Origin of the sequence: Paraburkholderia sp. UCT31, assembly GCF_014397655.1 — a bacterium.
Taxonomy (GTDB): Bacteria; Pseudomonadota; Gammaproteobacteria; order Burkholderiales; family Burkholderiaceae; genus Paraburkholderia; species Paraburkholderia tuberum.
The window spans coordinates 1-13808 of record NZ_VZQP01000033.1 but is presented as its reverse complement, the minus strand read 5'-3'; the positions used below and the strand labels follow the sequence as shown (position 1 = coordinate 13808).

At 60.6% G+C, this 13808-nt stretch carries 6 protein-coding genes; all 6 read left to right on the top strand.

The annotated features are described in order from the left end of the window. Positions 1-214 precede the first annotated feature (214 nt). Positions 215-8725 (top strand): hemagglutinin repeat-containing protein, encoded by an 8511-nt coding sequence (locus F6X40_RS25325; RefSeq protein WP_187629666.1) that lies wholly within the window; start codon positions 215-217, stop codon positions 8723-8725. Continuing rightward, a complete protein-coding gene (locus F6X40_RS25320) occupies positions 8722-9003 on the top strand; it encodes a hypothetical protein (RefSeq protein ID WP_187629665.1) in 282 nt (93 codons plus the stop codon). The genes F6X40_RS25325 and F6X40_RS25320 overlap by 4 nt, the downstream gene beginning before the upstream one ends. 280 nt (positions 9004-9283) lie before the next feature. Further along, a complete protein-coding gene (locus F6X40_RS25315) occupies positions 9284-10720 on the top strand; it encodes a UbiA family prenyltransferase (RefSeq protein ID WP_187629664.1) in 1437 nt (478 codons plus the stop codon). A 14-nt stretch (positions 10721-10734) separates the two neighbouring features. Further along, positions 10735-11904: a hypothetical protein gene (locus F6X40_RS25310; RefSeq protein ID WP_187629663.1), complete on the top strand. Its 1170-nt coding sequence runs from the start codon at positions 10735-10737 to the stop codon at positions 11902-11904. Between the two features lie 2 nt (positions 11905-11906). Then, entirely contained in the window at positions 11907-12245 is a 339-nt protein-coding gene (locus F6X40_RS25305) for a small multidrug resistance protein (RefSeq protein ID WP_184032473.1), read from the top strand. Beyond that, positions 12242-13808, top strand: a 1567-nt coding sequence (locus F6X40_RS25300; protein WP_187629662.1) for a ShlB/FhaC/HecB family hemolysin secretion/activation protein, incomplete at its 3' end; no start/stop codon positions are given. The genes F6X40_RS25305 and F6X40_RS25300, both read left to right, overlap by 4 nt.

The window sequence follows — 13808 nt, the reverse complement described above, 5'->3', positions numbered from 1 at the left end:
AGGTGGCTTGAGGGCGCTTTTTTTCAATTACACGGCGAGAAGCAGACGTTTATTCGTTTGCATATCTCTTCTGCAAATATTGACGCTTTGCGTCAATCAGACAATTCCTGTTTTTGATTTCTGTTGTTGCTTCGCACTGCATTGACAATTTTTAACTTACCCGAGCGGTGGCATGAGGTATTTTTCGGCAGGTTAAAAAAATACGCTATGCCGAATGAACAAGAACATGTTCAGGCTGGTTTTCAGCCGGTGCCGGAGTATGCTCGTCGCTGTTGCGGAAACCGCCATTGCCCACTGCAGCGCAAGTCAGGGCGAGACCCATTCATCGGCCTCACGGCGCCCGATCACACTGTTCGCCATGCGTCACGCAGCTTTCGCCGCGCTGGTGCTGTGCGGACTCGCACCTGTTCTCGCGGATGCGCAGATCGTGCCCTCGGGCGCGCACGCGCCGAATGTCATCCAGACGCGCAATGGCCTGCCGCAGGTCGATATCAACAAGGCGTCGAATGCGGGTGTTTCGATTAATACGTATTCGCAGTTCGATGTGCAGAAAAACGGCGCGATCCTGAACAACTCGCCCGTTATCACGAACACGCAACTCGCAGGACAGGTGAGTGGTAACCCGAATCTTTCGCCAGGCCAGTCCGCGCGGATCATTCTCAACCAGGTCAACAGCAATTCGCCCAGCCAGTTGCGCGGCTATCTCGAAGTGGCGGGCAACAGGGCCGAAGTCGTCGTGGCAAACGGTTCGGGGATCGTGGTCGATGGCGGCGGCTTCATCAATACCACGCGCGGCATTCTCACCACCGGTACGCCGATGCTCGATGCGGGCGGCAACCTGAGCGGTTTCAACGTAACTGGCGGCATGATTACCGTCCAGGGCGCGGGCCTGGACGCGACCAGTATTGATCAGGTGGACCTGATCTCCCGCGCGGTGGAGGCTAACGCGGCCATCCGTGCCAACGGCCTGAATGTTATCGCCGGCGCAAATCAGGTCAATCACGACACGCTGGCCGCGACGCCCATCGCAGGCAGCGGCGCAGCGCCAGGTGTGTCCATCGACGTGAGCCAGCTGGGTGGAATGTACGCGAATCGCATTCTACTGGTCGGCACGGAAAACGGTGTTGGGGTGTCCAATGCGGGTGTCATCGCCGCCCAGGCCGGCGACCTGACGCTCACGACGCAGGGCAAGCTGGTTCTCACCGGCAAGACAACCGCGAGCGGCAATCTTGCGGTGTCAGCGGCGGGCGATGTGGACAACAGCGGCTCGACCTACGCGCAGCAGAACCTGACCATCAGTGCGGGGAACGTCACGTCAAGCGGCACCCTCGGTGCGGGCATCAATGCGGATGGCAGCGTCGCCGAGAGCGGCGACCTGACCCTGAGCGCGGCAGATACCCTTTCCGCAACAGGCCAGAACATCGCGGGTGGCAATGCCACGCTTCAGGGCAACAACGTAACGCTTACGGACAGCCAGAGCGTTGCTAACAACGTGCTCAATGTTTCCGCCGCGCAGACGCTTGACACCAGTGCGGCAACGCTCAACGCGACGCAGCTATCTCTGGCGGCAGCGAACCTCACCAACCACGGCGGCACGCTCACGCAGACCGGCACCGGGCCGACAACCGTCAATGTGTCCGGTACGTTCGACAACACGCACGGATCGCTGGCGACGAACAGTTCGAGCCTCACGCTCGCGCCCGCTGCGCTCATCAACGACGGCGGCAGGATTACGGATTCCGGGACCGGCACCCTGTCCATTGCCACCGGTTCGCTGTCGAACAACGCGGGCACCATCGCCACGAACGGCTCGCTGGATGTCCACGGGGGCGTGGTATCGAACCGGGGCGGGACGCTGGCGGGGCAATTGTCCGCGACGTTTCAGGTGGCCTCGCTCGATAACAGCGCAGGCGGCTATGTCGGCGCACGCGACGTATCGATAACCGGCACGGGCACACTGAACAACGCGGGCGGCACGGTGCAGGCCGACGACGTGCTTGACGTGTCAGCGCAGAGCGTTGCGAACGATGGCGGCACGATTGCGAACGGCGGCACCGGGGCTACGACGGTGAGCGCCAGCGGTGCACTCACGAACACCGGCAACGGACTGATCGGCGGCAACGGTGACGTGTCCGTCGCGGGAGGCAGCGTCAACAATGCGGGCGGTACGGTCACCGCATCCGGGGCGACAACCGTGCAGTCCGGCAGCACGCTCGACAATTCAGCGGGTCTGATCCAGGGTAACGGCAGCGTATCGGCCTCGGCATCCGGTGCGCTCGTCAATACCGGTGGCCAGATCGAATCGGACGGCGCGGGTACGACATTGCAGGTGTCGGGCGCATCGGTGGACAACACGAATGGCCGTATCGCCAATGTCGGCACAGGCGCGACGACCATCAGCGCGGCAACCATCACGAACGCCAACACGGGCGGCTTGAGCGGTGCCGGCACGATCGGCGGCAACGGTGACGTGACTGTGAACGCGCAGACGCTGTCGAACATGGACGGCGCACAGATCGTGTCAGGTCACGACCTGACGCTGAACGCGACGCAGTCGGTGAGTAACACGGACGGCACACTCTCGGGTGCGAATAACCTCACGCTCGACCAGGCAGGCGCGAGGCTGGTGAACCAGAATGGTTCGATCCACGCCAACGGTGCGCTCGGTCTGAACGTGGCGACGCTCGACAACACGTCGGGACGGATCGGCAACGACAACGGTAGTGGTGGCAGCGTTGCCATCACGGCTGGCACGCTGGCCAACCAGGGCGGCGCAATCGGCAGCGACCAGGACCTGAGCGTCGCGACGAACCAGCTGACCGGTGACGGCCGCATCGTGGCGGGCCGTGACTGCGCAGTAACCATCAATGGCGACTACACGCTCGACACCGCCAACCTGATCCAGGCGAATCACGATCTGAGCTTCACGACAGCAGGCAGCTTCACGAACCAGGGGACCCTCGGCGCGGTCAACGCGCTGACGGTCAATGCGGTGAACGTGGACAACCAGGCGGGCGCGGACCTCAATTCGGCCAGCACCACCGTCAACGCGGCGAACGCGATCATCAATGAAGGCCGCATCGAGGGCGGCACCGTTACGACGAATAGCGCCACTCTGACCAACACCGCCACCCTCATCGGCAATACCGTCACGGCGAACGCCAGCCAGTCCATTGTGAACACCGGCCCCGCTGCCATCATGGCCGCCGCTTCGCAACTGAACCTGTACTCGCCCGGCGATATCTCGAACACGGGCGGCGCGAACCTGTTCAGCCTGGGCAATATCAACATCGCCGCCGACGCGACGCGCGACGGTAACGGTCTGCTCGCGAACCGCTCGAATTCGCTCACCAACGACCAGTCCACCATCGAGGCGCAGGGCAATATCGAAGTCGCGACGCAGACGCTGACGAACTCGCGGCCCGCGCCCACCGTTGAGACAGTGACAACCGATGTTGAGACTGAACACCAGACCAAGCGCGGCAAGTACATCATCTGTCCGACCGGTGGTCCGATTCCGGCCTGTTCCAATCCCACCTGGAGCGATGGCTACAAGAATCCGCTCGACGCAACGTTCAGCGCCTCGCAGATCGTGTCGCAGAGCTCGGGGCCGAATGCGACCGACAACGTGCTGGTGGTCAACGTCAACGGCCAGCAACAGACGATCTGGTACAACACGCTGACGAAGAACGCTGACGGTTCGGTCACCGTCAACTACTGGGACGACTACGACCCGAACATCAACTACCTGCCGTCGACCGAATACCCGACGTTCAGCGGTGGACATAACGGTTATCAGGTCGTCGAGGTCGCGAGAGACACGACGACCACCACGCAGCAGGACCAGGTAACCGGTCCGCAGGCCCAGCAGGCGCAACTGCTGGCGGGCGCCAACCTGACGCTGGCGAACGTCGGTACGCTCAACAACAGCTATAGTGCGATCGCAGCGGGCGGCTCGATCCAGATCGGCGCCAGCCAGCAGGGTGGGGAAATCGGCAACGGCAGCGCCAACTATGGCAGTACGCTGGTGAACAACACCGGACAGACGCTGTACCAGTACCAGCGTCAGGATATCGTTTCAACGTATGCGTGGAACGTGGACACCAGCCAGGACCGGCAGACGGTGACGGAACCGTCAATCGTCCTGACGCCTGTGGCGATCGGTGGCACGGGCGGCACGATCATCGCGAATAACGCGGTCCAGATAAGCGGCACCGACATCAACAACACGAATGTGGCGGCGGCGAACTCCGCGACCGGGGCCACCGGTGGCACGCTCGGCGCGAACCAGGTCCTGACGGGGCCGCAGGTCGACGCCCCGCAAACGGTCGCCAGCAGCACTGGCAAGCTGAATCTCACCCTGCCGTCGAGCGGCCTGTACACCTATCAGACTGCGCCCGGCGCGTCCTATCTGGTCGTCACCGATTCGCGCCTGACCAGCTATACGAGCTTCATCTCCAGCGACTACATGCTCGGCCAGTTGGGGCTGAATCCGCAGAGCGTCGAGAAGCGCCTTGGCGACGGCATGTACGAGGAACAGCTGATTCGCGAGCAGATCACGCAACTGACAGGCCGCGTCTATCTGCAAGGCTATACGAACAACCTGGACGAGTATCAGGCGCTGATGACGAACGGCGTGAACGTTGCGCAACAGTTCGGGCTTGAGCCCGGTATCGCGCTGACGGCCGCGCAGATGGATGCACTGACGAGCGATATTGTCTGGCTGGTCAGTCAGACCGTCACGCTGCCCGATGGCAGCATGCAGCAGGTCCTCGCGCCCGTTGTCTATCTCGCGCAGACCCATGCGAACGACCTGCAACCGACCGGCGCGCTGATTTCGGCCGATGACGTTGAGATTCATGCGACCGGCAGCGCCACGAACAGCGGCGTGATCAAAGGCGGTACGCAGACGGTCTTGAGCGCCACCGATATCCTGAACCGTGGCGGCACCATCGGCAGCAGTGGGACGAACGGCACCACGGTCGTGGCCGCGACGAACGATGTGGTCAATGCGTCCGGGATGATCAGCGGCAACCGCGTTGCGGTGCTGGCGGGCAACAACATCATCAATACGACGCTGGTCGACACGGTGGGCGTGAGCAACGCGGCCAGCGACAGCAGGATGAACACCACCCTGCTTGGCGCACAGGGCACGATTGCGTCGACCGGCGACATGGTGGTTGCAGCGGGCAATGACCTGACCATGCACGGCGCGAATATCACCGCTGGCGGTGACGCGCAGATCACGGCAGGACATGACATTACGGTTGACGCGGTGCAGTCCACAACGTCGCAGTCCGGGATGCAGAACGCGCAGCACCATTGGGATGCGAGCAGCACGATCAATGAGACGGGCGCAATCACGGCAGGCGGCAGTCTCGCGATGCAGAGCGGCAACGACACGACGCTCAGGGGCGCGACCGTTGCGGCGGGCGGCGACTTGGCGGTGATCGCGGGCGGCAACCTGACGGCTACCACGGTGACGGACACCGCCACTTTCAACAACGTTGCAACGGACGGCCCCTCCCGCAAGGAGGTTGACCATACGTACGACGAGCAGGCGGTCGGCACGAACTTCTCGGCGGGCGGCAATGCAACGCTTGGCGCGGTCAGCACCGACGCGGGCAAGGGCAATGTGACGCTGACCGGCTCGACACTCACGGCGGGTACAGGGGCAGCGACGATTGCCGCAAGCGGCGACGTCACGCTGAACGAAGCCCGCGAGGAACACGACAGCTACGTGGCGACCGAATCGAAGCGCGGAAGCGCGTTTCACGGCTCGACCACGGACACGACACAGAACACGCAGGCAAATATCGGCGTGGCAAGTATAGTGGCAGGCGATACCGTCAACATCAGCGCGGGCAAGGACCTGACCGTGAAAGGCTCGACGGTGGCAGGCACGAACGACGTGAATCTCGCAGCGGCTGGCAACGTCAACATTACGACTTCGCAGGATACGCAGACTACGTCCACGTACTACCAGAAACATGAGTCGGGATTCGGTACGAGCGGCGGCGTCGGTATCTCGGTCGGCAGCAAGACGCAGACCGATACCACCAATACGTCGCAGGTGACGAACACGGGCAGCACCGTTGGCTCGCTCGCGGGCAATCTGAGCATCGTCGCGGGCAATGATCTGCATGTGACAGGCAGTGATCTCATTGCTGCGAAGAACGTCACCGGTACGGGCGCGAACGTCATCATCGACGCCGCCACCGACACCACGCACTATGACGAATCGCATGCGGTCAAACAGAGCGGGTTCACCCTTGCCGTGAAAGCGCCGGTCATCGATGCCATATCGAATGCGGTTGACCAGACACATGCCGCCAGCAACAGCAAGGATGATCGGGCGGCGGCATTGCACGGCATGGCGGCAGCGAGCGCGGCGTGGGACGCGAATATGGCCGCCGGCGGCCTGGCCAACGATCTTGCGACGGGCACCACGCCTCAGATGAAGGTCGAACTCAGTTTCGGCTCCAGTAGCTCGAAAAGCACTTACGCGGAGGACTCCACGACACACGTAGGGTCGAACGTGACGGCTGGCGGAACAGCGGCGTTTGTCGCAACGGGTAACGCCACGGCCGGCAGCGGCAACGTGACCATCGCCGGTTCGAACGTGAATGCCAGCGACGTGATTCTCGCGGCGCAGAATCAGGTGAATCTCGTCAATACGACCGACACCGATTCGACGCGCAGCACGAACCAGTCGAGCAGCGGCAGCGTCGGCATATCCTATGGCAGCAGCGGTTTCGGCGTCGATGCCGCCATGTCGAAGGCGCACGGCGACGGCAATACCGATGCGGCCACGCAGAACAACACGCATGTGACGGCGGCCAATACGGCGACAATCATTTCGGGCGGCGATACGAACATCATCGGGTGCAACGTGAGCGGCCAGCAGGTGAATGCCAGCGTCGGCGGCAACCTCAATATCGCAAGCGTACAGGACACGATGACGAGCGCCGCGCATCAGGAAAGTACGGGCGGCGGATTCAGCATCAGCCAGGGCGGCGGCAGTGCGAGCTTCAGTCACACCGACGCGAACGCGAGCGGCAGCTATGCGGGTGTCAATGAACAGGCTGGAATCTCGGCCGGTGACGGCGGATTCAACATCAGTGTCGTGGGTAACACCGACCTCAAGGGCGGGCTGATCGCCAGCGAGGCCGATGCGTCGAAAAACACGCTTTCGACAGGTACGCTGACGTTCTCTGACGTTCAGAATTCATCCAGCTATGACGCACATTCCAGCGGAATCGGCGGGGGCATCACGGCGGGCGATGGTGGCGCGAACTACAGCACGCACGGCAGTACGTCAGGCATCAACGGGGGCGGCATCGCGCCGATGCTAAGCCAGAACGACAGCGGCAGCGACAGCGCGACGACGAAAAGCGCGATCGGCGCGGGAACGATCATCACGACCGATGCCGCGCAGCAGACCCAGGACATTGCAAGTTTGAACCGGGATACGTCGAACACAAACGGCACGGTGGCAAAGCTGCCGGACGTGAATGATCTGCTTGACCGACAGTCCGACATGATGGCAGCAGCGAGCGCAGCGGGCGAAGCCGTTTCCCGGCGGATTGGCGACTATGCGAAAACGAAGTATGACGAGGCAGCCGCCGCAGGCGATCAGACAGGCATGGACGCGTGGAAGGAAGGCGGCACAGATCGCGCGATGATGCAGGCGGCAGGCGCGGCCCTTGTGACCGGCCTGGCGGGTGGCAACGCCATCGGTGGCGCTGCCGGTGCTGCGATTGCGTCGATTGCGGCCGGACAGTTGAACAACCTGAGCGATGCAATTGCCGGTTCGAATCCGACTGGCAATGCGGCAATGAATGAAGCCCTCGGGAACATCGTGGCCAATGCGATTGCCACGGGCGCAGGCGCGGCGGTGGGCGGCAACGCAGGTGCAGTCTCGGGGTACAACGTGGACCGGTTTAACCGGCAGTTGCATCCGGATGAGAAGAAGGCGATTGCGGATAAGGCCAACGGCGACGCGGCGGAAGAGAAAAAGCTGACGCAGGCGGCGTGCTACGTAGTGAAATGCTGGGCCGAGTATCCCCAAGGAAGCGACCAGTACAACGCAAATTACGTGAGTCAGCTTGAGGCATCGCAGCTTGGGCCGGAGATTGATTGGGTGAATCGTCAGCAGGAGGCGGGATTGTTTGTCTACACGCCGACACAGAAAATTGGTGATGCGCTTCAGAGTGATCCGGTTGGCGTCGCGAGGGATACGGCGAAAGTGGTGTTGGGTGGCGTGACTGTAAAGACGGGCGTGGGATTTTGTACAAGCGGCATAGGGTGTGCGGCCGGGGTTCCGATGGCAGCCTTTGGTGCAAGCGATATGGCTGAGGGGGCCGATGGACTTTACAACCGCTATAACGGCATTAGTTCGCCGGGGGTGAACCCGCTGCGGTATGAGTTTAACCAGGCGCTTCCAGATGGATGGGGAAATGTGGCCTATGATGGGTTAGACCTTGGTGTGGCGTTACTTGCCTTAAAGACACCTGTTCCGCTAAAGATGGGGACAGCCGATGGCCTTAATCGACCTGGCTCGATGTTCAATGTGACGGTGCCGCGCATCAACAACAACACCCTGATTCCATTTGTTAACCAGGCAGCGCCTTATGGCACGACGCAGGGCATCTTGTTGTTCGGAGTAGCGTCCAAAGGGTCGACAGTTATTAATGATGTGGGTCACGTTGGGGATAAAAAATGAACTGGCACAGGCTATATGCCACAGCCCAGACATGGTTCGTCGTTGCCTTGGCATCCATTGTCAGCTCTGGATTTTATACAGTTGTTGTAATCGGTGTGTGCCGCAGAGTAGTCGGACTTAGTGACAATGTCTCTATATTCGCTATAGGTCTTCCATTTTTTGTTGTTCTCCTGTTTGTATTTGCAAGTTTTTTACCGAAGCCTCTGCGCAAGGCCGGGATGTTGAGTGACGATCCCGAAAAATTCGGTCCGTGGTTCAAGCGGGACGGCGAGGCCTGAGATATTGGGCGTGCATTCGTGGCGCGTTCAAAGAATAAGATTCGAAATAGCTATGAAAATCAGAAAGAGGCTGGCGCTTCTTCCGCTCACAGCCTTTGTCTCTCTCGCGACTCAGGCACAGCAGGTACCGACGCCAGCGGATACCGCGGCAGCGGCACGCGCCAACGCAGAACAGAACCAGCAGGTGCACCTGCAGCGCGCGGTGCACAGGAACGCAAGACCAGGGTGTACGCGCGGCCGGCATGCGCTCAACTGCACCGCAGAATAGGACGGGTTGTTTGTGCAAAAGAATATCGATTTTCCGCTGATTGTAGACCTGGACGGAACGCTGACATTGACCGACACGCTGGCTGAGTCCGTCATCAAAGTCGTGAAGCAGAATCCATTGAATATCATCCGTTTGCCAATATGGCTGTTGAAAGGACGTTTGGCATTCAAGCGAGAGATTGCCACCCGCTCCAGTATTGCAGCCGAGCACCTGCCGTATCGCAAAGCGTTAGTCGACTATCTGATTGCCGAAAAAAAGCGTGGCCGTAAGATCGTTCTCGCCACTGCCGCGCACAGTTCGATTGCGGAACGCGTGTCCGCGCATCTGGGACTCTTCGACGCGGTGCTGGCCACGGAGGGCGACACCAACCTGAGAGGACGGACGAAGCTTGAGAAAGCGCGCCTATGCGTCGGCGAGCGGTTCGTCTACGCCGGCGACAGTCGTGCTGACCTGCCAGTATGGCTCGGTTCCCAGGCGGCCGTTCTGGCTGGCGCTTCGCCACGTCTTGCCAATCTGGTTCGCACGAATGTCCCTGTTGAGCGGGAGTTCCCAAACAGCAAAGCCGACCTTTCGCTCTGGCTGAAGGCGCTGCGCGTTCACCAGTGGCTCAAGAACCTGTTGCTTTTTGTACCCTTGCTGACGGCATTTTCCTTCTTTGATACAGGCAAGCTGGTGACGCTCGCGCTAGCATTTGTCTCGATGTCGCTGGGCGCATCAGCGACCTACATCGCGAACGATCTCTGGGATCTGGATAGCGACCGACGGCATCCCCGCAAGCGGCAGCGGCCCTTCGCGAGCGGGGCATTATCGATATCGAGCGGCATCCTGTGTGCGGTTGCGTTACTCGCCACGTCGCTCGCGCTGGCGTTATCAACATCGGCAGCGTTTGCGGTGATGCTCCTGTTCTACCTGATCTTGACCACCGCCTACAGCCTGTTTCTAAAAAGGCGCGTAATGATCGACGTCATCGCGCTCTCACTGCTGTATACGCTGCGAATCTTCGCGGGATCGGTGGCGGTAAACATCAGCACGAGTCACTGGCTACTCGCGTTTTCCGTCTTCACATTCCTGAGTCTCGCGCTCGTCAAGCGCTGCGCCGAACTGGTGTCCCTGCGCATGAGCGCCGACGCCGTCACGGTGGGGCGCGACTATCGTGTTGCGGATCTTGAAGTGCTGTGGCCGCTGGGTATCGGCTCGTCCTTCTCGGCAGTGATTGTCTTCGGCCTTTTTATCAACGCGCCGGAGACGATCGACCGGTATGCGGTACCCGGACTGCTGTGGTTTGTCGCAATCGGCCTGATCGCCCTGTTCGCGCGCCTGTGGATCAAGACTGTGCGGGGCGTAATGGATGACGACCCGTTAGTCCATCTGATCGAAGATCACGGCAGCCTCCTTACCATTCTGATCATGGTCGCCACCATGATGACGGCCCACTTTGTGCAGCTTTGACAGGTCCCTGCAAAATGAATTTGAAAAACAGAAACAGGATGCTGGCGTTCTGCCGGTTCTCGATCGTATTCGTCCTGCTGCTCGTGTGCGCAGGAAACATCACGAACAGCGTGTTGCTGAAGTTCGGATTTCGCGACGATCACAAGCTGGACGGCTATGCGCAAAGCCTCACGCTGGTCAGCATGATCGAGGGGACGGCTCCGCGGCCGTACGTCTACCGCTCCACGTTTGCCAAAGCGGCGAAGTACATGGCCGGGCAACTGAACCCCGCGCTCCAGCAGAAACTGTTCAAGTCCATCAGTCGCTATGATTCGCTGCACCATAGCTACTTCAGCGGCGTCCCGGACACGTACTGGACGCCGATGGTCGCCATCACGTACCACATCGTCTATTTCTTCGTGGTGCTGTCGATGGCGCTTGCGCTATTACTGATCTACAAGCTGGCGCGGATGCGTGGCCTGTCGTTCGGGCAGGCACTCGGGTTTCTGGCTGGCTTCAGCTTCATCTACCCACTTACGTTCCAGGCGGGCGCGTACTACTACGACTTCATCGAAATACTGGGCGCGTTCAGCGCATGTTATTTCATGCTAAAGCGCTGGATGATCCCCTGCACGCTTGCGATTGCGTTTTTCTCGTTCAACAAGGAAACGTTCTTTCTCGTGCCACTTGCGTTGTTCTTCCTGCACCAGCGGGACGTCCCGATGCGCAGCCGGTTCGGCTGGCTGGCGCTCCAGTTGGTATGCTGTTTCGTCAGCCGGCATTTCATCATGAACGGCTACGAAGCGAACAGCGGCGGTTTCATCGAGTTTCACGCGAAGGAAAACCTGCTGTTCTGGCTTAACCCGGCTTCATACGTTCGTTTCTATAACCTGGTTGCCAAGGGCATCCTGACGCCGAGCCTTCAGAATCCGCTGATTTTTGTGCCCACGATTGTGTTCTTTCGCCGTGCGTGGCAGGAGACCAGTGTGAGCCACAGACGATACTTCCTTGCCGCGTTCCTGCCGCTCCTCGTTCTGTTCGTGCTCTTCGGCTATACCGACGAGATCCGCAACCTTTCCCTTGCTTTCCCCGCGATCGTGCTCGTCGCATTGAATGGCGCGAGCCGTTTCGGGCAGATCTTCTCGAACGCAGAAAGCGATCAGGCGCACGTTGAGACGCGCGTGCGTTCCAACGTGGTGAGCTAGTCATGTCGTTGATCGCGTTGATTGCCAGCGGTATGTTGAGCGGACTGGCAAGTGTTCTCCTGCGGCTCGCCGCCCTTCGGGCGGCGACACCGTCAGTAGGTGAATGGGTGCCGCTTCTGCTCCGCGTGGCCGCAATAGGCTCTTACGGAGTCGGATTTGTTCTCTATGCGCTTGCGCTTCGCAAGGCCAGTCTGGGCGTCGCCTATCCGTTGATGGTCGCCGTCTCGATCCTGGTCGTACTGGCGTTCACGGCGCTGCATGAGCAGGTGTTAAAGCCGACTCAGCTGGTCGGCGCGGTAGTGATTCTTGGTGGTGTGTGGTTAGTTACAAGGCCCGCATGACAAAGCAACAATCTCTACAGGTCAGCAGGGCGGCGCTGTCTGTCCTTCCGTTGGCGGCAGCGCTCTTTGCGCTAGGTAGTTCGACTTCACTCGCGCAGCAGACGCCGACTCCGGCAGATACAGCCGCAGCGGCGCGCGCCAATGCCGAACAGAACCAGCAGCTCCAGCAGCAACGCGACGCGCAGCAGCGTGAGAAGACCGTCAACGCGCCTTCGGTACGCTCGACCGCGCCGAAGGCCAGCGTCTGGCCGGAACTGCCTGCTGAAACGCCATGCTTTCGCATCGAATGGTTTTTGCTCGACGTACCTGCCACGTTACCTGATGCCGTGCGCAAACAGGGTGCATCCGCGTTACCGCTCGACCGCTTCGCGTTCGCACGCGAATGGCTCGACCATTACCGGGGGCAATGCATCGGCAAGGCGGGACTCGACACGCTCACCAAGGGATTGCAGCAGGCTATTCTCGGTCGCGACTATATCACCACACGCGTACTGTTACCCGAACAGGACCTGTCAACCGGCACGCTGAAGTTTGCACTGGTGCCGGGCGTGTTGCGAACGATCCGCTTCGCCGACCCCGCCACGCGCGGCACATGGAAGACCGCCTTCCCGGCCCGCGAGGGTGACATGCTGAACCTGCGCGACCTCGAACAGGGACTTGAACAGATGAAGCGCGTCAGCAGTCAGGACGTGGACATGAAAATCGAACCCACTGACGTACCTGGCGAAAGCGACGTTGTCGTCACGGTAAAGCGCGCAAAGCCGTGGACGGTGGTCGCGTCGGTGGACAACTCAGGCACGCGGGCCACCGGCAAGCTGCAAGGCAACCTGAGCCTTGGCATCGACAATCCGCTCGGGCTGAACGACATTTTCAACGTCGGCGTGAGTCAGGACCTCGAATTCGGCGACAAAGGCCTCGGTTCGCACGGCTGGAACGGCTTCTATTCGGTTCCGTGGGGCTATTGGACCGGCACGCTATCGGCCTACACGAACACGTACTACCAGCAGATTGCGGGCGTCAACCAGACGTTCGTGTCGAGCGGCAACGCGCAGACCGTTGACTTCAAACTGCAACGGGTATTGATGCGCAGCCAGAATAACGTACTTGGCGCACAGTTCCGCCTGACGAAGCGCTTCGGTGAAAGCTTCATTGAAGACACCGATATCCCGCAGCAGCGGCGCAACAACACGTTCATCGAGGCCGGCCTTACCGATCGCCACTACTTCGGCAGTTCGCAGTTCGACGGCAGTCTCGGGTACCGTCAGGGTGTGGACGGACTCGGGGCGACACCAGACTTCTACGAGAATGGCCCGACTTACCGCTTCCGCATGGCCGTCCTCGCCGCGAACCTGTCAATGCCGTTCAGGATAGCAAGCCAGCCATTGCGTTACGTGACGAGCGTGCACGGCCAGTTCACGAACAATACGCTGAACTACATCGATGACCTGACCATCGGCAGCCGCTACACGGTGCGCGGCTTCGACGGCGAAACGATGCTCGCGGCCGAACGCGGTTTCTTCTGGCGCAACGAGTTGCAGCTACCGGTTGGATCGACGGGGCAGT